This window comes from Nocardioides epinepheli (genome assembly GCF_037936805.1).
GTDB lineage: Bacteria > Actinomycetota > Actinomycetes > Propionibacteriales > Nocardioidaceae > Nocardioides.
The window spans coordinates 16,503-38,065 of the sequence record NZ_JBBMMC010000025.1 but is presented as its reverse complement, the minus strand read 5'-3'; the positions used below and the strand labels follow the sequence as shown (position 1 = coordinate 38,065).

Annotated in this window: 19 protein-coding genes; 7 read left to right on the top strand and 12 right to left on the bottom strand. The window is 71.7% G+C overall.

All coding sequences use genetic code 11. From position 1 onward, the window contains the following. Positions 1 to 311: 311 nt before the first annotated feature. The 5 genes from WMR31_RS21935 to WMR31_RS21915 form a co-directional block, all read right to left on the bottom strand. Positions 312 to 3,305: an AAA family ATPase gene (locus tag WMR31_RS21935; protein WP_340541072.1), complete on the bottom strand. Its 2,994-nt coding sequence runs from the start codon at positions 3,303 to 3,305 to the stop codon at positions 312 to 314. Continuing rightward, a complete protein-coding gene (locus tag WMR31_RS21930) occupies positions 3,302 to 4,480 on the bottom strand; it encodes an exonuclease SbcCD subunit D (RefSeq protein WP_340541071.1) in 1,179 nt (392 codons plus the stop codon). Before WMR31_RS21930 ends, WMR31_RS21935 begins: the two co-directional genes overlap by 4 nt. Before the next feature lie 180 nt (positions 4,481 to 4,660). After that, positions 4,661 to 5,494: a formate dehydrogenase accessory sulfurtransferase FdhD gene (locus WMR31_RS21925; RefSeq protein ID WP_340541070.1), complete on the bottom strand. Its 834-nt coding sequence runs from the start codon at positions 5,492 to 5,494 to the stop codon at positions 4,661 to 4,663. Then, positions 5,487 to 7,958 (bottom strand): aminopeptidase N, encoded by a 2,472-nt coding sequence (gene pepN / locus WMR31_RS21920; protein ID WP_340541069.1) that lies wholly within the window; start codon positions 7,956 to 7,958, stop codon positions 5,487 to 5,489. The genes WMR31_RS21925 and pepN overlap by 8 nt, the downstream gene beginning before the upstream one ends. Positions 7,959 to 7,968: 10 nt before the next feature. Beyond that, positions 7,969 to 8,574 carry a CAP domain-containing protein gene (locus WMR31_RS21915; protein ID WP_340541068.1) on the bottom strand — a complete coding sequence of 202 codons (606 nt, stop codon included), beginning with the start codon at positions 8,572 to 8,574 and terminating at the stop codon, positions 7,969 to 7,971. A gap of 82 nt (positions 8,575 to 8,656) precedes the next feature. Between WMR31_RS21915 and WMR31_RS21910 the strand changes: the two genes are divergently transcribed. Then, complete coding sequence (locus tag WMR31_RS21910) at positions 8,657 to 9,121, top strand: OsmC family protein (protein ID WP_340541067.1); 465 nt, start codon at positions 8,657 to 8,659, stop codon at positions 9,119 to 9,121. Here WMR31_RS21910 and WMR31_RS21905 read toward each other — a convergent pair. From WMR31_RS21905 to WMR31_RS21895, 3 genes are all read right to left on the bottom strand, one after another. After that, positions 9,093 to 10,418, bottom strand: coding sequence for a peptidylprolyl isomerase (locus WMR31_RS21905; RefSeq protein WP_340541066.1), 1,326 nt, complete (start codon positions 10,416 to 10,418; stop codon positions 9,093 to 9,095). The two genes, WMR31_RS21910 and WMR31_RS21905, sit on opposite strands and share 29 nt — an antisense overlap. Positions 10,419 to 10,661: 243 nt before the next feature. Beyond that, a complete protein-coding gene (locus tag WMR31_RS21900; RefSeq protein ID WP_340541065.1) occupies positions 10,662 to 12,464 on the bottom strand; it encodes a CocE/NonD family hydrolase in 1,803 nt (600 codons plus the stop codon). Positions 12,465 to 12,729: 265 nt separating this feature from the next. Then, the gene (locus WMR31_RS21895) at positions 12,730 to 13,083 is read right to left on the bottom strand and encodes a TraR/DksA family transcriptional regulator (RefSeq protein WP_340541064.1); all 354 of its coding nucleotides are present in this window, start codon (positions 13,081 to 13,083) and stop codon (positions 12,730 to 12,732) included. Positions 13,084 to 13,198: 115 nt separating this feature from the next. Here WMR31_RS21895 and WMR31_RS21890 point away from each other — a divergent pair, with 115 nt between their 5' ends. Next, positions 13,199 to 13,414, top strand: coding sequence for a YgaP family membrane protein (locus WMR31_RS21890; RefSeq protein ID WP_340541063.1), 216 nt, complete (start codon positions 13,199 to 13,201; stop codon positions 13,412 to 13,414). Positions 13,415 to 13,429: 15 nt separating this feature from the next. Here the strand turns inward: WMR31_RS21890 and WMR31_RS21885 are convergent, their stop codons facing one another. Together WMR31_RS21885 and WMR31_RS21880 are read right to left on the bottom strand one after the other, a co-directional pair. Then, the gene (locus WMR31_RS21885; RefSeq protein ID WP_340541062.1) at positions 13,430 to 14,203 is read right to left on the bottom strand and encodes an SDR family NAD(P)-dependent oxidoreductase; all 774 of its coding nucleotides are present in this window, start codon (positions 14,201 to 14,203) and stop codon (positions 13,430 to 13,432) included. A gap of 10 nt (positions 14,204 to 14,213) precedes the next feature. After that, positions 14,214 to 14,756, bottom strand: coding sequence for a hypothetical protein (locus WMR31_RS21880; protein WP_340541061.1), 543 nt, complete (start codon positions 14,754 to 14,756; stop codon positions 14,214 to 14,216). Positions 14,757 to 14,951: 195 nt separating this feature from the next. On the opposite strand from WMR31_RS21880, the gene qcrB reads away from it, so the two are divergent. Next, positions 14,952 to 16,373, top strand: coding sequence for a cytochrome bc1 complex cytochrome b subunit (gene qcrB, locus WMR31_RS21875; protein WP_340541060.1), 1,422 nt, complete (start codon positions 14,952 to 14,954; stop codon positions 16,371 to 16,373). Between the two features lie 43 nt (positions 16,374 to 16,416). Here qcrB and WMR31_RS21870 read toward each other — a convergent pair whose 3' ends face one another. Next, positions 16,417 to 16,992, bottom strand: a complete 576-nt coding sequence (locus WMR31_RS21870) for a hypothetical protein (RefSeq protein ID WP_340541059.1) — start codon at positions 16,990 to 16,992, stop codon at positions 16,417 to 16,419. Positions 16,993 to 17,079: 87 nt separating this feature from the next. Between WMR31_RS21870 and WMR31_RS21865 the strand changes: the two genes are divergently transcribed. The 3 genes from WMR31_RS21865 to WMR31_RS21855 are packed head-to-tail and all read left to right on the top strand — an operon-like array spanning position 17,080 to position 19,120. Then, positions 17,080 to 17,883: a hypothetical protein gene (locus WMR31_RS21865; protein ID WP_340541058.1), complete on the top strand. Its 804-nt coding sequence runs from the start codon at positions 17,080 to 17,082 to the stop codon at positions 17,881 to 17,883. Positions 17,884 to 17,908: 25 nt separating this feature from the next. Further along, a complete protein-coding gene (locus WMR31_RS21860; protein WP_340541057.1) occupies positions 17,909 to 18,367 on the top strand; it encodes an SRPBCC family protein in 459 nt (152 codons plus the stop codon). Positions 18,368 to 18,379: 12 nt separating this feature from the next. Then, a complete protein-coding gene (locus WMR31_RS21855; protein WP_340541056.1) occupies positions 18,380 to 19,120 on the top strand; it encodes a class I SAM-dependent methyltransferase in 741 nt (246 codons plus the stop codon). Here the strand turns inward: WMR31_RS21855 and WMR31_RS21850 are convergent. Further along, complete coding sequence (locus WMR31_RS21850) at positions 19,098 to 19,847, bottom strand: class I SAM-dependent methyltransferase (protein ID WP_340541054.1); 750 nt, start codon at positions 19,845 to 19,847, stop codon at positions 19,098 to 19,100. The two genes, WMR31_RS21855 and WMR31_RS21850, sit on opposite strands and share 23 nt — an antisense overlap. Before the next feature lie 172 nt (positions 19,848 to 20,019). Here WMR31_RS21850 and WMR31_RS21845 point away from each other — a divergent pair, with 172 nt between their 5' ends. Continuing rightward, positions 20,020 to 21,489, top strand: a complete 1,470-nt coding sequence (locus tag WMR31_RS21845; RefSeq protein ID WP_340541053.1) for a catalase — start codon at positions 20,020 to 20,022, stop codon at positions 21,487 to 21,489. Positions 21,490 to 21,563 lie beyond the last annotated feature (74 nt).

The window sequence follows — 21,563 nt, the reverse complement described above, 5'->3', positions numbered from 1 at the left end:
GACCCCACACCGCACTAGCCGGAAGACCCCCAGTCACCCGCACCCCCGGTGTCACCAACCTCGCGGTATAGAACAGCCAGCGAGCGCCGACGAAACCCCGGCAACCGTCCCTGCCAGCGCTTCCGAGGAGTGTCGCGAGGTTTCGTCGGCGCTGTCAGGCTCGTTCCTCGCCCGCCAGCTTGCTCAACCTCCGAGGGCTGGCCGCGGCCGGAGGTTGAGCAAGCGAGCGCCAGCGAGCGCTGACGAAACCCCGGCAACCGTCGCTGCCAGGGTTCGCGGGGGCGGTCGGGAGCTTGCTCAACCTCCGGGTCTCAGCGGTGGAGGGAGAGGGTGGAGCCTTGGCGGTGCTTGACGACGCGGAGCTGGGTGGGGATCCGGTCGCGCATCTCGGCGACGTGGCTGACGACGCCGACGACCCGGCCGCCGTCGCGCAGCGAGTCGAGGGTGTCCATGACGTCGTCGAGGGTGTCGGCGTCGAGGGAGCCGAAGCCCTCGTCGACGAAGAGGGTGTCGAGGGCTGCGCCGCCGGCCTCCTGGGAGATCACGTCGGCGAGACCGAGCGCGAGAGCCAGGGAGACCACGAAGGTCTCGCCCCCCGAGAGCGTGACCGGGTCGCGGCGCTCGCCGGACCAGTCGTCGCGGATCAGCAGGCTCAGGCCGCCGCGGGACTCGCCGGCACCGCGCTGGCCGGTGTGCTCCAGGGAGTAGCGGCGGTCGCTCATCGTGGCTAGCCGCTCGTTGGCCGCCGCCACCACCTGCGAGAGGCGGTAGGCGAGCACGTAGGCGGACAGCCGCATCTTGAGCAGGTTGTCGGCCGACTTGCCCTCCACGAACGCCGAGAGTCGGGTCAGGACGGCGTGGTCGCGACGCACCGGCGCCCAGGCGGCCAGGGCATCGTCGAGAGTGTCGAGCAGTCCGGTGAGTCGCGTGACCTGGAGGGTCAGTCGGGTGGCGGTGGCGTCGGCGGCGCGCAGCGACCGCAGGGCCGTGGCGTGCTCGGCGGCGAGGAGGTCGACGTCGGGCAGCGGGGTGTGCTCGTCGACCTCGTCGGACGAGGCCTGGCGCAGCACCTCGGTGACGGCGGCGAGTCGGCGCTCGTGCCGGGCGACCGACTCCTCGAGACGATCGATCTCAGCGGCGTCGAGACAGGCCGCCTGCGCATCGTCGACCGTGGTGAACCGCGCCTCGAGCAGCGCCTCCTCCAGACCCCGCAGCGCCACGTCGTGGATGCGGGCGGCCGCCTCGGCCGCCTCGGACCATCGGGTCGCCTCTCGACACAGCTCGGCCCGCCGACGATGGCGGTCGACCAGGGCGTCGAGATCGGGTTCGGCGACGCCGGCGACCCGCTCGACCTCGATGGTCAGGCGGTCCGCCTCCTCGGCGAGGCGGGCGTGCTCGTCGGCGGCTCGGCGGTCCTCACCCTGGAGCTCGGTGGCGCGGGCCTCCAGGTCGGCGGCCGCCCGCTCCTCCGACGCGAGCCTGGTCTCCAGGTCGGGGAGCCGCGCCGAGGCGCGGTGCGCAGCACCCAGGCCCGCCTGCAGGTCGGCCAGCCGGGCGGAGAGGGCTGCGGGTGACTCCTCACCCGCCTTCGCCTCCGCTGCGGCGAGGGCCTGCTCGAGTCCGCGGACCTGCTGGTCGTGGGCGACCTCGGCTGCGGCCGCATCGTCGACCGCTGCCCGCGCCGCCTTCTCGGCGGTGGCGTCGGGAGCGCCGGGCGCCGCGCTGGCCTTCGCGGGGTGCTCTCCCGAGCCGCACACCGGGCAGCAGGCGCCGACGACGAGGGCTCCGGCGAGCTCGGCGGCCATGCCCTCGATCCGTGCGGCCTGCACGGCCAGAGCCTGATCCTTGCACCGCAGCGTCTCCTCCCGCGCGGTGAGCCACAGCTCGCGGGCGTCCTGCAGCTGCGGGTGCAGGGTTGCCGCCTGCTCGTGCGCGTCGAGCCGGGTGCGTGCGTCCTGGGCGGCTGCGGTGAGCTTGTCGAGGTCGGCCGCCTCACCGCGGGCCGTGGCGAGCTCGTCGCGCAGCGCCTCCAGCCGTGCGGGTCGCTTGGCACGCTCCTGGTCGATCCGGTCGAGGTCGACCGCGAGCCGCGCGCGACGCTCGCTGTGGTGCTGCTGGGCACGTCGGATCTCGCGGAGACGATCGACTCGGGGGCGCATGGCCTCGACCGCGGACGCCGCGGCGACCTCCCGCTCGGCGAGGCTCGCGAGCGCGCCGACCTCGACGTCCTCGCCGAGAGCCGCGGCGACGCGGCCGAGGGCCGCGTCGGAGTCGGCTCGGGCAGCGGCTGCGTCGGCCTCGGCCGTCTGCGCTCCGAGCTGCCAGGGCATCAGGACCGCCGCGCGCCGGGCGGCGTCGAGGCGGACGACGTCGGCGGCCTGGTCGGCCGAGCGCGCCATCAGGGACTCGTGCTCCCGCCGGGCCGCCACGAGGCGCTCGCGCCGCGCGACGTCGGCGCGAGCGGCCTCCAGCGCTGCGCGAGCGGAGGCCTCGTGCCGGCCGGCGTCCTCGAGGGTCGAGGCGGCGCGCTCGCCGGCGTCGGTCGCCATGGCGAGCGCGTCGGCGACCCATGGGCGCAGCGTGTCGTCGTCGACGGCCGGGGCGAGATCGTGGACGTCGAGGGTCTCCGGCAGCGGCGCTCCCGCTGCTTCGCTGACCCGGCTCACGACGTCGGCGAGGCGCTGGTGGCCCACGGCCGACTCTCGTCCGAGCGCGAGACGCCGGTCGCGCAGCCAGCGCTCCACCGCCTCGAAACGGCCGGTGTGGAAGAGCTGCTGGAGCAGTCGGTGGCGCTCGTCGGACTTGGCGCGCAGGAAAGCCTGGAAGCGTCCTTGCGGAAGCAGCGCGACCTGCGTGAACTGCGCCAGGTCGAGGCCGAGCAGTCGGGAGATCTGGTCGCCGGTCTCGTCGAGACGGCTCGACAGCGGCTGCCAGTCCTGGCCGACGCGCTCGGAGAGGGCGACCCGGGCCTGCTCGGTGGTGACCCCGGTGCCGCGCTTCTTGGCCCGCTCCCAGGCCGGCGAGCGGACGATCTTGAACCGGCGACCACTCAGGGTCGCCTCGAGGGTGACTCGGGGCGGGGTGGCCGGATCGGCGCGGTCGGAGCGGAGCCGCTTGGCCTGGCTCCGATCGCCGGGCACATCGCCGTAGAGAGCGAAGCAGACGGCGTCGAGCACGCTGGTCTTGCCGGCCCCGGTGGCGCCCGAGAGCAGGAACAGCCCGGCCTCGGAGAGCCGGTCGAAGTCGACGGCGACGGTGCCGGCGAAGGGACCGAAGGCCTGGATCTCGAGATGGTGCAGCCTCACGTGCCGCCCTCCCCGGACGCCGCGCCGACCAGGGTGTCGGCGTCGGGGTCCGCGCAGCAGGCATCCACCGCGCGGTAGAGCTCGGCGAGCTCGGCCGGGTCGGGCTCGATGCCGCGCAGCTCGCGCAGGAACTCCCTGGCGATGTCGCGGTCGGTCCGCCCGGAGGCCAGCGACGCTCCGGGAGCACCGACGGCAGCCCGGCTGGTCGCGAAGGCGAGCATGAGGGTGTGCGGGAAGCGGCGGCGCAGGCGGTCCATCGCGTCGAGGGGACGCGACTCGTCGGTGAGGGTGGCCTCCACCCAGGCGTCCTCGTGGATCGCATGGGCCGGGTCGGCCAAGAGCTCCTCGAGGGTCCCGCGCAGCCGGGCGAGCGGCCGCGGCACCGGCGCCTCGACGAACTCGGCGTGCACCGTGGCGTCGGCGGCGAGGTCGACCAGCCAGCTGCCCTTGCGGTGGGAGGCCTCGGAGAACGAGTAGGCCAACGGCGACCCGCTGTAGCGGATGTGGTCGTCGAGGACGTGGGCGCCGTGGAGATGGCCCAGTGCGACGTAGTCGATGCCGTCGAAGACCGAGGTGGGCACCCGCGCCACCCCGCCGACGCTGATGTCGCGCTCGGAGTCGGAGGGCTGGGCCCCGGCCACGAAGGCGTGGGCGAGGACCACCGAGCGTGTGCCGGTGCGGGCGCCGAGGTCGGTGCGGATGCGATGCATCGCCTCGGTGAGCGCCGCCTGGTGCGAACGCTGGTCGAGCCCCCATGGGTCGGCGACCGCGTGCGGGTCGAGGTAGGGGATCGCGTGGACGGCGACCGGGCCGGCGTCGTCGTGGACGACGACCGGCGTGCCGACGCCGGCGAGGTCGGTACGCAGGTGGACGCCGGCGGCGTCGATGAGCCGAGCGGAGAACCCGAGCCGCTGCGCGGAGTCGTGGTTGCCGCTGCTGAGCACCACGGTGGCACGCGAGCGCGCCAGGCGGACCAGGGTCTCGTCGGCCAGGCGGACGGCGTCGACCGGCGGGAGCGCACGGTCGTAGACATCGCCGGCGACGACGACCAGGTCGACCCGCTCGGACTCGACGACCTCGAGCAGGTGGTCGACGAATCGGGCCTGCGGGCCCAGCATCCCCTCACGGTGGAACGACCGGCCCAGGTGCCAGTCGGAGGTGTGGAGGATGCGCATGCCGCCACGGTAGGCGGGGGCACCGACAGCGCGGTGGACGCGCGCCCGAGCGAGGCGGGATTCCAGCGACGAAACCTCACGACGCCTCCCAGGCACGCGGAGCTTGAGCAAGCGGGAGGGCGAGGAACGAGCCGGCGCTCGCTGGCGTTCGCGTGCTCAACCTCCGGCACGCGGCGTCATTCAGGAGTAGCGCACCGTGCGGTCGGCGTCGGTGAACCCGAACAGCGCCAGACCCGCCCGGCGGGCCAGGTCGACGGCGAGGCTGGTGGGTGCCCCGACGGCGACGAGGGACCCGGTGCCGGCCGCGACCGCCTTCTGCACCAGCTCGAAGCCGGCCCGGGCGCTGACGACCAGGCAGGCCTCGCCGGGAGGGAGACCCGCGAGCAGTCGAGCGCCGGTCACCTTGTCGACCGCGTTGTGGCGCCCGACGTCCTCGCGGACGACCAGCAACTCGCCCGTGGCGGTCGCGAGGGCGGCGGCGTGGGCGCCGCCGGTGCGCGCGAACAGGGACTGCTGGGCGCGCATCGCGTCCGGCAGACCCCGGATGACGTCGACGTCGGGCAGCGGGCCATCCCAGGGCAGCACGGTCGGCGTCCGATTGAGAGCGGTGCTCACGCTGTCGGTGCCGCACACGCCGCACGCCGAGGACCCGGCCGAGAGTGCCTCGTGCTGGTGGGGGAGCGACGTCGGCGCGGCATCGAGGGTCACGGTGACGACGTTGAACTCCTGCTCGCGCCGCAGGGTGGTGTCGGTGCAGTAGGCCACCCGCTCGACACGGGGGGCCAGCCCCTCGTGGAAGACCCAGCCCGTGGCGAGCTCGAAGTCGTGTCCGGGCGTGCGCATCGTGACCCACGCCCGCTGCGCGTGGGCCTCGGGCCAGGCGAGCCGGATCTCGAGCGGCTCCTCGGTGATCACCCGGTCCTCGCGCTCGCGGACGCCGTCGGGCGCGGTGAGCTCGGTGACCCGCAGGCGCACCGACGGGCCGGGCCGGCGGGGCAGATCGGACTCAGGCATCGGCGACCGGGTAGCGGGCGCGGATCTCCAGCGCCTTCTCGAGGTTGTCGATCTCGTCGCTGACCCGCTTGGCCACGGCCGGCTCGAGCGTGCCCGGCTCGAGCAGCGGGCGGAGCAGCGCGAGCGAGGCGGCGTCGACGTGGGAGCGTGGGAAGAAGGCCTCGGTGGCCAGGGCCAGGATCCAGCCGCTGCGGACCTCGCTGGTGCGAGGCAGCGCGGTGACGTACTCGGCGACGTAGGGCGCCGTCAGCTCGCGCTGACCGCCCCGCCACAGGCCACGCCCTGCCGCGTCGATCTCGTAGTTCGTGGCCTTCGCGGCCCCGGTGAAGCGGTCCCACGCCCAGGCCTTCGCGGCGGCGTCGGGGAGCGAGGCGACGGCGCGGGTGTGGTGGACGGCGTTCCCGGACCCCGGCACGGCCGCCAGGGCGGCGTCCAGCTCGGCGCGGTCGGTCGCGCCGAGGACCGCGAGTGTCGTGAGCACCCGCCAGCGCAGGTCGTCGTCGAGCGTGATCCCCTCCGGGGTCGCCGCCAGCCAGTCGCGCAGCTCAGCCTCCGAGCCGGCCGTCGAGATCGCGGCGCGGAAGGCCGAGAGCTGGAGCTCCGAGCCGGCCTCCTGTCGCGAGAGGCTCTCGAGCACGGACTCGTGGAACCGGGCGAGCGACCCGGGCGTCGCCGCCGGGATCACCTCCCCGAGCACCCAGGGCATGGTGTGCCGGAGCGTGTCCTCGCTGTCCTCGATCGGCGGCGCCGCGACGAGGACGTCGACGAGCCGGTCGGGGGCGATGGCTCCCGCGGCGAACCCGCTCTTGAGGTTGTTCCAGGCGCCGGCGTGCACCTGGGGATCATCGATCGCGGGGAGCTCGGTCACGAGTGCGGCGACGGTCTGCTCGTCGGGCACGTAGACGCCCCAGCTCTCCTCGTGCGGGTCGATGAGGATCGCGCCGGTCGTGGGGGCGCCGGCGACGGCGGTCTGGGGCCCGTCGATGGTGACCGGGACCGCGGCGGGCCGGCCCCGGTCGAGGGAGACGACGTCGAGCCGGTGCCGGCGGTCGGCCGGCAGGTCGGCGGGTGGCTCCCGCAGAAGCACCGCGCGGTCGCGGTCGTAACGGACGACATCGGGGCCGGCCTTGCGAAGCCACTCGTCGACGACGGGGGACAGGTCGGCTGCTCCGGTCCGCTCCCAGCTCTCGAACAGGTCGTACATGGTGGCGTTGCCGTAGGGGTGTTTCTCGAAGTGGTCGATCACGCCCTTGAAGAAGATGTCGTCGCCCAGGCTGGTGCACAGCTGGCGCAGGATGCTGGAGCCCTTGGCGTAGGAGATCCCGTCGAAGCTCTGGAGGGCCGCGACGGCGTCCGCGGCGCCGTTTCCCGCCACCGGATGGGTGGTGGGGCGCTGGTCGGCGCGCAGACCCCACTGGCGGCGGGCCCACGACACGTGGGTCCATGCGTCGCCGTACTCGGTGACGTCGGCGGTGACCCGGTTGCCGAGGTACTCGGCGAAGGACTCGTTGAGCCATAGGTCGTCCCACCAGGCCGGTGTCGTGAGGTTGCCGAACCACTGGTGTGCCATCTCGTGAGCCACTGTGGTGGCCCGCTGGATCCGCGAGCCGCGGGTCACTCGCGAGTCGAAGACGAGCTGGTCGCGGAAGGTGACGCAGCCGGGGTTCTCCATCGCCCCGGCGTTGAACTCGGGCACGAACGCCTGGTGGTAGTCGCCGAACGGGTAGCGGACCCCGAACAGGCGGTGGAACTCGTCGAAGCACTGCCGCGTCATCGTGAGGAGTTCGTCGGCGTCCTTGTCGAGGTGCGCGGCGAGGCTCTGCCGGCTGCTGAGACCGAGCGGGATGCCGTCGTGCTCGTCGCGGATCACGTGGTAGGGACCGGCGACCACGGTGACGAAGTACGTCGAGAGCGGCCGAGTCGGGCCGATCAGCCAGTCGGCGGCCTCGGCGTCCTCCTCGACCCGCGACGCCGGCGCGTTGCCCACGACGACCCACTCGCGCGGAGCTCGCACGCGCATCGTGTACGGCGCCTTGAGGTCGGGCTGGTCGAAGCAGGCGAAGACGGTCGGGGCGGCGTCCATGAACGACATGCCGTAGACGTAGTGACGGCCGTCGGCGCCGTCGACGCTGCGGTGCAGGCCCTCGCCGTCATTGCGGAAGGGCATCACCGCGTCGACCACCAGCACGTTGGTGCCGGAGACGGTGTCGATGGGCAGGCGCCCGTCGCGGAGCAGGTCGACGTCGAGCTCGCGGTCGTTGAGTCTCGCCGAGCGGACCGCCACCGGCTTGAGGTCGACGAAGGTCGGGCCGCCCCCGCTCTCGAAGGTGATCGTGGTGACCGAGCCGAAGGTCTCCTCGTCGGCGGCGAGGTCGAGCGCGACGTCGTAGGAGGTGACGTCGAGCAGTTCCTTCCGCTCGAGGGCTTCGGTGTGCTTGAGGCTGCGGGACGACGCGACGCTCATGCCACGGAGACTAGCCCCGCCTCCGGGTGCCGAGGTCGAGGACCCAGTAGCGCTGGTAGTCGGCGTCGGCGTCGAAGGCGTACCCCACCCCGATCTCGGCGTAGCGGCCCATCAGGATCTCGCAGTGCCCGGGGCTTTCGACCCACGCCTGCACCACAGCGACGGGTGTGGTCTGGCCCGCGGCGATGTTCTCGCCGTAGCTGCTCCAGCGATAGCCCGCCCGGGTGATGCGGTCGCCGGGACCACTGCCGTCGGGTCCGGTGTGGGAGAAGAAGTTGCGTGAGGCCATCAGACGCGCGTATCGCCCGGCCGCCCGCTCGAGCTTGGCATGCCGGCGCACCGGAGGGACCCCGGCGAAGCGGGTGTCGCCGCAGGTGCGAGCCCGGGCGCGGACCCGGTTGACGATCCGCACGACGCGCTCGACCCGGGTGGGTGCGGAAGCGCGGCTCTGCGACGACGCATCACTCGCACCGGCCGAGGACGCCGCGACGACCCGCGGGCTCGCGGACGACGGGGAGGCGACCGGTGCCAGCGCGGCCAGGGAGATCAGCACGGCCAGGACCAGCGCCAGCGGATGGATCGACCGGCTTGGGGGCTCCGAGGGGCGGCGGTGCATGTCTCGATTCTCGGTGCCCGAGCCGGGCGCCTTGAGGACGACCGCGCCGTGAGACGCGTCCTCGGCATGTCAGGCTGGCCCGATGACCAGCCCCAACCAGCCAGCCACCCCGACCGACACCCGGCGTGCGGTCACCCTGACCCGCGTGGGTCCGGGACAGTTCCGGATCACCAATGCCGCCGGCGGCACGATCGAGGTCGGCAGCGCGGACACCGACTTCAGCCCGGTCGAGCTGTTGCTGGCCGCGCTGGCCGGTTGCGCGGCGATCAACGTCGAGGAGCTGACCTCCCGCCGCGCCGAGCCCGTCTCCTTCGACGTCGTCGCGGAGGGACACAAGGTGCGCGACGAGACCGGCGGACGGATGACCGACCTCCGGCTGCTGTTCGAGACGGTGTTCCCCGAGGGCGAGGCCGGCGATGCCGCGCGGGCGATCCTGCCGCGCGTCCTGGCTCAGACCCACGACCGGATCTGCACCGTGTCGCGGACCGTCGGTCTCGGCAGCGACGTCGCCTACGAGCTCAGCCCACCGTCACCTTCTCGAACGTGACCTTCGTCTTCGGCGCGCCGTCGACACTGCCGTCGGCGACCCCTGCCGCCGCGACGTCCTTGACCGCCTTCAAGGTGGCCGGCGACACCGAGCCGAAGACGGTGTACTTCGCGGGAAGCTTGGTGTCCTTGTAGACGATGAAGAACTGCGAGCCGTTGGTGCCGGGGCCGGCGTTTGCCATGGCGAGCGTGCCGGCGGGGTAGGTCTCCTTGCCCGTCAGCTCGTCGGCGAAGGAGTATCCGGGACCGCCCCTGCCGGTTCCGTCGGGATCGCCGCACTGCAGCACGAAGATGCTCGAGGTGGTGAGCCGGTGGCACGAGGTGCCGTTGTAGAAGCCCTGCTCGGCCAGGTAGCTGAAGGAGTTGACGGTGCACGGTGCCGCAGCCCCGTCGAGGCTGAGGTCGAGCTTGCCGACGCTGGACTTGATCCTGACCGAGACGTCGTCGGGCTCGCCCGGGTCCGCCGGGGGCGGTGCGAGCTCGGACTGGCTGCCGTCGGGCTGGTAGGTGCAGGTGGCCGACGCGGGGTCGGTGGTGGACTCCGACGCCGGCGGGCCGTCGGTGGCCTTGCCGACGTCGACGAAGTCGATCGTGACCGTCTCGGCGGGCGCACCGTCTGACGCACCGCTGTCGACACCCTTGGCTGCGATGTCACGCACGACCTTGAGGCCGTCGTCGCCGATCTTCCCGAAGACCGTGTAGCTGGGAGGGAGCGGCGTGTCCTCGTAGACGACGAAGAACTGCGAGCCGTTGGTGTCCGGGCCCGCGTTGGCCATCGCGAGCGTGCCGGCCGGGTAGGTCTCGGAGCCGCTCAGCTCATCAGGGAAGGAGTAGCCGGGGCCGCCGGCACTGGATCCGGTCGGGTCGCCGCACTGGAGCACGAAGATGCCCTGCGTCGTGAGGCGATGGCACGGCGTGTCGTCGTAGTAGCCCTGGCTGGCCAGCGAGGTGAACGAGTTGACCGTGCACGGCGCCGCCGCGGCGTCCAGGGTGGCGGGGATGTCGCCCTGGTTGGTCTGGATGGTCACCTGGACCGACCCGGTGTAGGCGGCCTTGTCGGCCGGCGGGTCGACCTTCTTGGCCGCCTCGCCGCCCGATACGTACTGGCAGGGCGCGCCGTCGGGGTTCTCCGGGTGAGGGGCGTGGGTCTGGCCGGCGTCCGCGCCGCTGCTGGGCTTGGAGTCGCTGCCCCCGTCGTTGGAACCGTCGTCGGTCTGGTCGCCACAGGCCGCGAGGCCTGCGAGGAGCACGAGTGCTGCGAGGACGGAGCCGGTGCGAAGGAGAGGACGCTGCGCCATGCGGCGATGGTAGGCGGTGGCCCTGAAGGAGATCTGAACCCGTGCTCACCGACTCCGGACGTTGAGCAAGCAAGCGCCGACGAAACCCTCCGCAAGCGAGCGCTGACGAAACCCCGGCAACCGTGCCTTGCCAGCGTTTCCGAGATCGGTTGCGAGGTTTCGTCGGCGCCGGTCGGGCTCGTTCCTCGCCCTCCCGGCTTGCTCAACCTCCTGCGCCAGGCGCCCGCGCGCGCCGAAGGTCGACTAGCGCACGATCGGCAGCCGGACCCGGCTCTGGCGCGGGTCCAGGGTGACCCGGGTGCCGGCGGGCGGCCGGAGGGTGAAGTCGTGGTCGCTAGACATCACGACCAGGACGACGCGGGAGCCCGGCTCGAGAGCGCGGTCGACCGGTTGGAGGTCGACCGGGACCGAGTAGAAGCGGCCGGGCGCCAGCGGGGTCTGCGCTCGGATCGATCCGACGTTGCGCGGGTCAGCGAAGCCCTGGGTGAGCAGCCTTCCCTTGCCATTCGGCTTCACCACGCACAGCGCCGCGGTGAGGTTCGCCGCCGGCGCGTCGAAGGAGACCCGCAGCCGGGCGCGCGGGCTCCCGCTGAGGTCGAGTCCACGCTTCAGCCTGGCCGAGCGGTAGCTCAGGGCATGGCGACGGTTCGGCGTCCGGCAGATCTGGGCGGCGCTGAACGACGCGTCGTCGGTGAAGGTGCGACGGACGGCGGTGCCAGGTCCGCCCGGTGCCAGCGAGCCCGAGCGCAGGGTCCATGTGCGCAGCTTCGAGCCTGGTCGCGGCCAGGTGCGGTACCAGCGGGTCCGTGAGTCGGCGTCGGTGACCGCGGCCGCCTTGCCGCCTGCGACGCCGTTGCGGACGCCGTAGAGGAAGTGGTCGAACCAGCGAGTGACCAGCCGGTCGGGCACGAACGTGCCGTGGTCTCCCTGGTCCCACCAGATCTTGACCGGGACGCCTGCCTTGCGCAGGGCGGCGTACCAGCGTGCTGCCTGGTCGGGCTTGACGTTGGTGTCGCCGAAGCCATGGGCGATCAGGACGCCGGCGCGGACCTTGTGGGCCTTCGGGACCAGGTTGCGATCGGCCCAGAAGTCGCTGTAGTCGCCGGTGACCCGGTCCTGGTCGCGTTCCAGGCCCGCGATCACCGGACGGCAGATCGTCTGGTTCGGACGGGTGTAGTTGAACTTGGCGAGAACGTCGGTGTCCTCGCCCTGGTAGCCCCCGGGCGCGACCACGAGCCCGGACTGGCGGTAGTAGCCGTACCAGGAGGAGATCGCGGAGATCGGGACGATCGCCTTGAGGCCCGGCACTCCGGTGGCGGCTGCCATGTTCGGCAGCGTGCCGTCGTAGGAGGCGCCGATCATGCCGGTGACTCCGGTCGACCAGCCCCCGGCGGTGGCCGGCTGACCAGCCGGGGTCCGGGCGGTCGTGCGGCCGCCGAGCCAGTCGACGAAGGCGACCATGCCTGCGGTCTCCTGGTCGTCGCCGATGGTCGGGCAACCGGTCGATCGGCTGCTCCCCAGGGATGCGACGCGGGCGTAGGCATAGCCTCGTCGCGCCCAGTCAAGGGCCTCGCGCCGGAAGCCGCGCAGGAAGCCATCGGCGTCGTCGGGGTGCGCTCGGGCGTCACGAAGCGGCACGTCGACGTCGTGGTTGGGCGCGTCCCCACAGCACGCGAAATAGGGCGACGGGTTGGCGACCGTGGCGAGCCTCCGCCCGTTCACCAGCTTGGGCCGCGGCCGGGCCACGACCACGCGCACGACGTCGGGCTTCCCGTCGCGGTCGGAGTCGACCGTGGTCTGGACGTAGACCTGGGTGAGCCGGAGGTCCTTGCGGGTCGCGTCGTTCCTGGGCGGCCTGGCCCCGCGGCGCGGCGTCGCGGGCGCCGTGCGCGTCGGTGCCGCAGCGGGGGCGAGCGCCGGCGCCTCGTCAGGAGTCGAACGGGCCTGGGCCGGCGGTCCCAGCAGGCTCAGGCCGGTGAGGGCCAGGGACGCCGCGAGGGACGTGGCGAGGACGGCGGGAATCCGACGAGAGGTCCGAGAGCGCATGCCGTCATTGAACGCCATGACGGCCCCGGTCGGGGTCAGGCGGCGTACGCGGGCGTGTGGCGCGGTGCCGTGACGCGGATCGACCCGGTGAGCGTAGGGTCGTGCGAGTACTGCCTTCCAGGGCGAGAGGAGCCCACGATGACGAACAAGACGCCGCGCGAAGAGGAGATCGAGCGCGAGGAGAAGCGCCGTCAGGAGGAGAAGGAGCGGCTGGAGAAGGAGGAGGAGCGCCGCCTCGAGTGAGGCGAACTCCGAACCCGGCTCGTCAGCGTCGGCGCGACCTGCGTCCGGCGCACTCGATGCAGGTGCGCGCCACCGGACGCGCGTCGAGCCGGCCCTCGGCGATCTCGCCGCCGCAGTCGTCGCAGACTCCGTAGCGCCCCTCGGCCAGACGAGCCTCGGCAGCGTCGATCTCGCTCAGGTGCCGGCGTGCCTGGGCGACCAGGGCGCCCACCTGCGAGCGCTCGAAGGCGATCGTGGTGCCCTCGGGGTCGTGCTCGTCGTCGGCGTTGGTGTCCCGGGAGGCGGCGACGATCTCGTCGAACGCCTCGGTGAGCCCGGCGAGGCGCTCGAGCGTCTCGCGGCGTTCGAGCGCGAGGCGACCGGCGTGGTCATGCATCGCACCAGCCTCCCATGGACGATCAAGCAGGCCGATGCGTGCGATGTATCGATTCGACCCCCTCGTGCGTCCATGACTCGTGGAGCAAACACGAGGACGACGGATCCGGATCAACATGGGACGCTTGGACCACTACCTGAGGCTCGCGCTGGCTGCGGCCCTCGTGGTCGTCGGGATCATCGTGGGGCCGCTGGGCTGGGTCTCGGCGCTTCTCTACGCCGTGGCTGTGGTGCTCACGCTGACCGCCACGCTGAGCTTCTGCCCGATCTACTTCCTGCTCGGCATCCAGACCTGCCCGCGCGACCCGGACGCGCTCCGGGGCCGGCACTGACTGATCCGATCCCGCTCACCCTGGGAACGGCCCGCGGCTGGAGACTCCGCCGTCGAGCACGAGCTGCTGCCCGGTGACGTAGCCGGCGGCGTCTGAGAGCAGGTAGGCCACGGCCTCGGCGATCTCCTCGGACCGGCCGTAGCGGCCGACCGGGATCTCGTCGATCCAGGACGCGTCCTCCCCGGCACCGGCCTGGTTCGCGACGGCGGTCGCGATGGCGCCCCCGGCGACGACGTTCATCCGGATGCCGTCGGCCGAGTACTCCGCGGCGACCGTCCTCGCCAGGCTCAGCAGCCCGGCCTTGGCGACGCCGTACCCGGCTTGCCGAGGAGCGGCCATGAAGCCGGTCACCGACCCGACGCCGACGATCACGCCCCCGGAGCCCTGGTCGAGGAAGAACCGAAGGACGTGCCGGACGGCCCGGGCGACGTAGCGCAGGTTGAGCTCGTAGACGGTGTCCCAGTCGGCGTCCTGGATCTCGTGGAGCCTGACGGCGGGCACGAACGCCACCTGGCCCCCTACGACGGTGACCATTGCGTCCAGTCCGCCGAGGAGGTCCACGGCGGTGTCGATCATCGTGTGGAGATCCTCGATCGAGCGCACGTCCCCCGACACGGCCTCGGCGCGACCACCCGCCGTACGCACCGCTTCGGCGGTCTCAGCGGCGCGCTCGTGGGTCAGATCCGCGACCACCACGGCGGCGCCCGTCGAGCCGAGACGGTCGACGATCGCTCGTCCGATACCGGCTCCGCCACCGCCGAGAACGAGTACCCGCTGCTGGTAGGCCATGCGCGCGACGCTACCGGCCGGGTCTACGCGCGACGGGCCTCCGGCGATCCTCGAGGCGCACCAGCGTCGTGAACGTCGCGGCGGTGAGGTCGGCCACCCGGAAGCTGCCTGTCTCGGTGGGCCCGGACAGCGCCGCCGAGACGACGCCGTACCTCCGCATCCTGGTCGCGCGCGCGAGTACCTCGAGCCACTCGGGCGGGAAGGGTCGCCCGGGGTCGATCACGTAGACCCAGTCATCGCGGTGGCGGATGCTGAGCAGGTCCGCGGCCCACAGGGTGAGCGCGCGCCGCGCGTCGGGCACGACATCGAGACCGGGGAAGCCTGTCCAGTCGTCGGCGAAGTCGATGGCCGTCTCCGGTGTGGGAACCAGCTGCACCAACGGCAGTCGATTGCGGGCGCATGGCTCGGTGCGGTCGTCGCACAGGAAGCCGACCTGGAAGCGGACCGATGACTCGCGGTGCTCGACACGTGCCCACTCGTCGAACAGCGCAGCCCATACGGTCTCGTCGGCGCGGGTCGGTGCGCGATCGCGGCGGCTTGTGAACCAGCTCATGGTGACCTCCTCGAACTCGGCGCGCGAGTGCGCCGGTGTGCAGGAGACCTCGGCCGGAACGTGGTTGTGACATGGCGATGTCACAGATCGACGTCGAGCGGGGTCTTGATGTCAGGCCCGAAGGCGGCCCGGAGCCGGCACGAGACGGAGGGCGAGGCATTGCTGGAACATGTGGCCCGAACGACGTCCGGTGGCGTGCCCTCGCCGCGGGAGTCCGGCCGCGCGGCGCGCTGGGCCGACGAGCGGCTCGGCCTGGGCAGAGTCGCCCGGCCCTACCTGCGGAAGGTCTTCCCCGACCACTGGTCCTTCCTCTTCGGCGAGATCGCGATGTGGAGCTTCGTGGTGCTGCTGGTGACGGGGGTCTTCCTCACCCTCTGGTTCGACCCGAGCATGACCGAGACCGAGTACACCGGAAGCTATGCGCCGCTGCGCGGAGTCGACATGTCCTCCGCGTACGCCTCGACCGTCGACATCTCCTTCGACGTGCGCGGAGGGCTCCTGATGCGGCAGATGCACCACTGGTCGGCGCACCTGTTCATCGCCGGGATGATGATCCACCTCTTGCGCGTCTACTTCACCGGCGCCTTCCGCAAGCCGCGCGAGGTGCAGTGGGTGCTCGGCGCGACGCTGCTGCTGTTGGGCACCATCGAGGGCTTCCTCGGCTACTCGCTGCCCGACGACCTGCTGTCTGGGACGGGGCTCCGGGCGGCCGACGGGTTCGTGAAGGCGACGCCGGTGGTCGGGACCTACCTCTCGATGTTCCTCTTCGGAGGGGAGTTTCCCGGCGGTGACGTGATCTCGCGGTTCTACGTACTGCATGTCCTGCTGGTACCAGGGCTGATCCTGGTGCTGATGACGGCCCATGTCCTGCTGGTCGTCTTCCACAAGCACACCCAATGGGCGGGCCCGGGGCGCACCGAGCGCAATGTCGTGGGCTACCCGTTCCTTCCGGTCTACCTGGCCAAGACCGCGGGGTTCCTCTTCATCGTCTTCGGGGTCACCGCGCTGCTCGGCGGGCTGCTGACCGTCAACCCGGTGTGGAGGTACGGCGCCTACAACCCCACCCAGGTGACCGCCGGCTCCCAGCCGGACTGGTATCTCGGTTGGCCGGACGGGCTGCTGCGGATCATGCCGCCGTGGGAGACCCACGTGGCGGGCTACACGCTGTCGTGGAACATCATCATCCCGATCCTGGTGATGCCGGTGCTGCTCTGGGCCGTGGTGCTGGTCCTGCCCTTCGTGGAGGCTCGGATCACCGGCGACCGGGGGCTACACCACGTGCTGCAACGACCACGGGACGTACCCGGGCGCACGTCGTTCATGGTCGCGCTCATGACCTTCTACGCCGTGTCGTGGGCCGCGGGCGGGAACGACCTGCTCGCCACGCAGTTCCACCTGTCGATCAACCAGATCACCTGGTTCCTCCGCGGCGCGGTGCTGCTCGCACCCGTGGCGGCGTTCTTCGTCTGCCGAACCGTGTGTCGCTCGCTGCAGCACCGCGACCGGGAACGGGAGGCGCGGGGGAAGGAGTCGGGCGTCATCGAGCGCGCGCCGTCCGGCGGCTACTCAGAACGCCATCTCGACTCCTCCTCCGACGTCCCGGAGGTCGTCTCCTGAGATGCCGGCCCGCCGGCACCTGTTCGAGAGGTCGCGAGCAGCTTCAGGCGAGGGTGGAGAGCCAGTCGTCGAAGGCGTGCACGAACTCCCGGTGCGCATCGACCATGCCGACGACGTCGCCCGGCACACCCAGGATGTGGTCGCCCTCGACGAGCACCGTGCGTCCCGGAAGCGCGTCGAACACAGACCTGTCGAGCCACGGGTCCTGCTGTCCGATCAGGGTGAACTGCGCCGCGGGGTAGGTGCTGAGCGCTCGTGAGATCTGCGGGTCGGTGAGGATGGGGGTGAGCCACGCGGCCTCCACGCCGAGCTCGGCCGCCGTGGGAGCGGCCAGGGTGCCGAGCGACTTCGCGACGACGAGGACCCTGCCGTCGGAGTCGGCGATGGCCGCCCGCAGCTGATCGCCCACCCAGGCGATCTCGTCGACGTCGTCGGCGGTCTCGCGGGCCTCAGCCTGCCACCAGACCTGTCGGACCTCCCACCCGTGGGCGAGAGCCGCCTGGGCTGCGAAGAAGAGCAGCGGCCCGTCAGGGGTGTATTGACGGCCCGGGAGCACGATGCAACGCCCGACCGGTGCACCGCTCGGGCTCGGCGGGCGGTAGTCGACGTAGCGGCTCATGCCTCCAAAGTGTCAGGTCTGTGCACAACCAACCAGTGGATTGCTGCGTCTCCCTTGGTAACGGCGGGACCGATCTGAGGAGGAGACATGACGATGGTGCGGAACGGATCGTTACGGCGGGCTCGCGGCGGCGACCGGCGGGCGCGCTCGGCCTTCGCGGGATCCGCGGCACTCGCTCTGGCCACGACGCTGATGCTTGCCGGATGCGCCTCCGACGAGGATGCGGCTGCGGCCGATCGAGAACCCGACGGGGGGCGGGTGAGCGACCAGTCGTCGGCGGCGACGAACGCATCTACCGCTGCGCCGGCTGAGACCCGGATCTCGGTCTCCGGCAAGGGGGTGGGCCGGTACCGCTTCGGCACTTCGGCCGACCGCGTGGTCGACGGTCTGACCCGACGACTCGGTGAGCCGACCGCCGCACCGGCTCCCAAGGAGTTCGTGCGCATCAAGGGCCACCGCGGTTGGTACGAGGTCGCCGGCGATCCGCTCTCGCCGAGCTGGCGCTATCGCGTGTTCGCCACCACCTGCTGGCAGAGCCTGTGTCTCGACTTCGGCGGCAAGAGCGCCGACTCGCTGGCGCTGCGCGGCTGGGAGGTCTCCCGATCGCGGGGCTCGAGCGACGACACGCTCCGGGCGGAGTTGGCCGACACCGGCATCGGGCTGGGCAATCGGTGGCGTTCGGTGCACGCGGCCTATCCCGACACCAGCGTGCACGGGTCAGAGGGTGCATCGCTGGAGATCCGGAACACCCCGTGGCCGACCATCCACGACGGCGTCGGAGGGTGGAGGCTTTCGGGGCACTGGGACTACAAGCACCCCGACCGGGTGCCGCGGCGGGCCTCGGTGATCCGGCTGTCCGGGGGAGAGGGACCCGAGCCGGGATGCTGCTGATGCTGATCCGTGGTTGCATGACCGCATGGACGAGACCAGGATCGTTGCCGCCAGCCGCGACATCAACGCCGATGCGGCGAGCCTGTTCGAGCTGATCGCCGACCCGGCGCAGCACCCTCGGTGGGACGGCAACGACAACCTGGTCGAGCTCAGCGAGGGGCAGCGCGTCCGCGGCGTCGGCGAGGTGTTCGTGATGATGACGACCAAGGGCAACGTCCGCGACAACCGCGTCGTCGAGTTCGATGAGGGGCGCCGGATCGCGTGGTGTCCCGGCGATCACGATGCGGAGCCGGCCGGTCACCTGTGGCGCTGGGAGCTCGAGCCGGTCGACGACACCACGACCACGGTCACCCACACCTACGACTGGACCGACCTGCACGACGAGCGCCGCGAGATCCGGGCTCGCGCGACGCACGAGGAGAACCTCATGGCCTCTATCGACCGGCTGGCCGCGCTGGCCGAGCAGGGGACCGGCCGGGGCTGACGACCCACCCCCATGGCCTTCGACTTCAGCGCCGCCTACGACTCGCTCAACCCCGGCGAGGACGACCACCGCTTCTACTGCGCCGTGGCGCGCGACCTGGGGGCAGCGCGGATCGTCGACCTCGGCTGCGGCACGGGGGTGCTCGCCACCATGCTCGCCGCCGTCAGCGGCCGCGAGGTCGTCGGCATCGATCCCGACCCGGCCATGCTCGACGTCGCCCGCACCCGAGCCGGGGGCACCGCGGTGCGGTGGATCGAGGGGACCGCGGCCGAGATGGAGCCGGGCTGGGCCGACCTGGTCACCATGACCGGCCATGTGTCTCAGGTGTTCGTCGCCGATGGTCACTGGGAGCGGACGCTCGGCGAGATCGCCGGTGGGCTCGCCGCCGACGGCGTGGTGGCCTTCGAGATGCGCGATCCTGCCGCGGAACGCTGGCGTGGTTGGACGCACGAGAGCACCGCTCGCACGATCGAGACGCCGGAGGGCCCGGTCGAGGTGTGGCACGAGACCGTCGAGGTGGCGCTCCCGACGGTCACCTACTCCTCCCACGCCAAGCATCTCCACACCGGTCGCACCGCCGTCGCGGTCGACACGCTCGCCTTCCGAGACGAGCAGGCGCTACGGTCCTCGCTCGCCGACGCCGGTTTCGTCGACATCGAGGTGTGCGGGGCGTGGGACGGCGGCCCCGTAGTCCCGGGGGAGACCCTCGAGCTGATCGCGATCGCCAGGCTCAGCGCCGGGTCGCCTCGATGAGGTGCCGCGTGGAGTGCGCGACGAACGGACTGCCTGCCCGCAGCCGATCGTCGAGCTCGCGCAGCTGCCGGTCGTAACGCTCGACACTGAAGTCGGGGACCCACCACACGCACTTGCGCAGGGTCCAGACCACGGCCCCGACGTCGTAGAACTCCATCCGGCAGCGGGCGGTGGTGAGCCGGTCGATGGTGAGGCCCGCGCTCTCGGCCTGCTGGGTCTCGGCCACCGGGTCGCGTCCGGCGCGCTGGCGCGGGAGCGGGCCCAGGAAGAACTCGATCAGCTCGAACGCCGAACCGGGGCCGACGTGCTGGGCCAGGTAGCGACCACCGGGCCTGAGCACGCGTGCGATCTCGTGCCAGTTCGGGGCCACGGGATGACGTGCCGTCACCAGGTCGAACGCGGCGTCCGCGAACGGGAGCCGATCGTCGTCGGGCTCGACGACCTCGACGCCGCGGGGCCCGAGGAGCGCGCGGGCGCGTTCGGCATTGGGTGCCCAGGCCTCGGTGACGACCATCCGGGGAGGAAGCACGGCGGCCTCGGACACCACCTCACCGCCTCCGGTGTCGATGTCGAGGGCCGCCTCGACGTTCGCCAGTCGAGCGGCCAGCAACCGGGCGTAGCCCCAGGGCGGCCGCTCCTCGGTGGCGCGTCCCTGGAGCCAGTCGAACCCCCACCCGGAGACGTCGGCCGCCGCCGCCTCGGCGACCAGCTCTTCGTAGCCCCGCATCGGCACAGTGCAGCAGCCCGGAGCCCGGGCGACAACTGGGCTAGGGATGAGTGGGTCCCTAGGGGTGAGTTCCTTGACCGGGTCGACAGGGGTGGCAGGGTGGTCCAGGGGACACCGACCACCGCGCCGACGTCGTCCGAGTCGTCCGGCGCAGATCATCCAGGAGGCCCACGTGACATCTCGCCCGAAGCCGACCACCACCGATGCCGGGATCCCGGTAGCAAGTGACGAGCACTCGCTCACCATCGGGCCCGATGGCCCGATCGTGCTCAACGACCACTATCTGCTCGAGCAGATGGCCACCTTCAACCGCGAACGCATCCCGGAGCGCCAGCCGCACGCCAAGGGCGGCGGCGGGTTCGGCGAGTTCGTGGTCACCGAGGACGTCAGCCGCTGGACCTGTGCGGACTTCCTCCAGCCGGGCAAGCGCACCGACGTCCTGGCGAGGTACTCCACCGTCGCCGGTGAGCGGGGGAGCCCGGACACCTGGCGCGACCCGCGCGGCTTCGCGCTGAAGTTCTACACCGAGCAGGGCAACTTCGACATGGTCGGCAACAACACGCCGGTCTTCTTCCTGCGCGACCCGCTCAAGTTCCAGCACTTCATCCGCTCCCAGAAGCGCCGCGTCGACAACAACCTGCGCGACCACGACATGCAGTGGGACTTCTGGACGCTGTCGCCGGAGTCGGCACACCAGGTCACCTGGCTGATGGGGGACCGCGGCATCCCGAAGAGCTGGCGGCACATGAACGGCTACTCCTCGCACACCTACATGTGGGTCAACGGCGAGGGTGAGCGGTTCTGGGTCAAGTACCACTTCAAGACCGACCAGGGCATCGAGTTCCTCACCCAGGAGGAAGCCGACCAGCTGGCCGGCTCCGACGGCGACTACCACCAGCGCGACCTCTACGACGCGCTCGCGGGCGGCGACCACCCGTCGTGGACGCTCAAGGTCCAGGTGATGCCCTTCGACGAGGCGCCCGGCTACCGGTTCAACCCGTTCGACCTGACCAAGGTGTGGCCGCACTCGGACTACCCGCTGCACGACGTCGGCACCCTGACGCTGAACAAGAACGTGAGCGACTACCACTCCCAGATCGAGCAGGCGGCGTTCCAGCCCAACAACATGGTGCAGGGCACCGGCCTCAGCCCGGACAAGATGCTGCTGGCCCGTGGCTTCTCCTACGCCGACGCCCACCGCGCCCGGCTCGGGGTGAATTACCAGCAGATCCCGGTGAACAAGCCGGTCAGCGAGGTCAACAGCTACTCCAAGGACGGTGCGATGCGCATCGACCTGGCCTCCGACCCGGTCTACGCCCCGAACTCCTACGGCGGTCCCGCGGCCGACCCCCAGCGCTACCCCGAGAACGCGGTCTGGGCCGCGGACGGCGAGATGGTCCGCGCGGCCTACACGCTGCATGCCGACGACGACGACTGGGGGCAAGCCGGCACCCTGGTGCGCGAGGTCATGGACGACGCGGCCCGCGACCGGCTCGTCTCGAACGCGGCGGGTCATCTCGCCGACGGCGTCTCGGAGAAGGTGCTGGAGCGGGCCTTCGAGTACTGGCGCAACGTCGATGAGGAGACCGGGCGCCGGATCGAGGCCGCGGTGCGCGAGCAGACCGGTCAGAGCGAGAGCTGAGTCGCTCACCGGGGCCCTTCGAGCACCGTCCTCCAGGATCGGACCGAGCACACCCGCCACCACCACGCGGCGTC

Excerpts from the sequence above, each read along its gene's own strand:
- WMR31_RS21930 (WP_340541071.1), bottom strand. The coding sequence starts at position 4,480 with ATGCGCATCCTCCACACCTCCGACTGGCACCTGGGCCGGTCGTTCCAC.
- WMR31_RS21925 (WP_340541070.1), bottom strand. The coding sequence starts at position 5,494 with ATGCCTGAGTCCGATCTGCCCCGCCGGCCCGGCCCGTCGGTGCGCCTG.
- pepN (WP_340541069.1), bottom strand. The coding sequence starts at position 7,958 with ATGAGCGTCGCGTCGTCCCGCAGCCTCAAGCACACCGAAGCCCTCGAG.
- WMR31_RS21915 (WP_340541068.1), bottom strand. The coding sequence starts at position 8,574 with ATGCACCGCCGCCCCTCGGAGCCCCCAAGCCGGTCGATCCATCCGCTG.
- WMR31_RS21910 (WP_340541067.1), top strand. The coding sequence starts at position 8,657 with ATGACCAGCCCCAACCAGCCAGCCACCCCGACCGACACCCGGCGTGCG.
- WMR31_RS21905 (WP_340541066.1), bottom strand. The coding sequence starts at position 10,418 with ATGGCGCAGCGTCCTCTCCTTCGCACCGGCTCCGTCCTCGCAGCACTC.
- WMR31_RS21900 (WP_340541065.1), bottom strand. The coding sequence starts at position 12,464 with ATGCGCTCTCGGACCTCTCGTCGGATTCCCGCCGTCCTCGCCACGTCC.
- WMR31_RS21895 (WP_340541064.1), bottom strand. The coding sequence starts at position 13,083 with ATGCATGACCACGCCGGTCGCCTCGCGCTCGAACGCCGCGAGACGCTC.
- WMR31_RS21890 (WP_340541063.1), top strand. The coding sequence starts at position 13,199 with ATGGGACGCTTGGACCACTACCTGAGGCTCGCGCTGGCTGCGGCCCTC.
- WMR31_RS21885 (WP_340541062.1), bottom strand. The coding sequence starts at position 14,203 with ATGGCCTACCAGCAGCGGGTACTCGTTCTCGGCGGTGGCGGAGCCGGT.
- WMR31_RS21880 (WP_340541061.1), bottom strand. The coding sequence starts at position 14,756 with ATGAGCTGGTTCACAAGCCGCCGCGATCGCGCACCGACCCGCGCCGAC.
- WMR31_RS21870 (WP_340541059.1), bottom strand. The coding sequence starts at position 16,992 with ATGAGCCGCTACGTCGACTACCGCCCGCCGAGCCCGAGCGGTGCACCG.
- WMR31_RS21865 (WP_340541058.1), top strand. The coding sequence starts at position 17,080 with ATGACGATGGTGCGGAACGGATCGTTACGGCGGGCTCGCGGCGGCGAC.
- WMR31_RS21860 (WP_340541057.1), top strand. The coding sequence starts at position 17,909 with ATGGACGAGACCAGGATCGTTGCCGCCAGCCGCGACATCAACGCCGAT.
- WMR31_RS21855 (WP_340541056.1), top strand. The coding sequence starts at position 18,380 with ATGGCCTTCGACTTCAGCGCCGCCTACGACTCGCTCAACCCCGGCGAG.
- WMR31_RS21850 (WP_340541054.1), bottom strand. The coding sequence starts at position 19,847 with ATGCGGGGCTACGAAGAGCTGGTCGCCGAGGCGGCGGCGGCCGACGTC.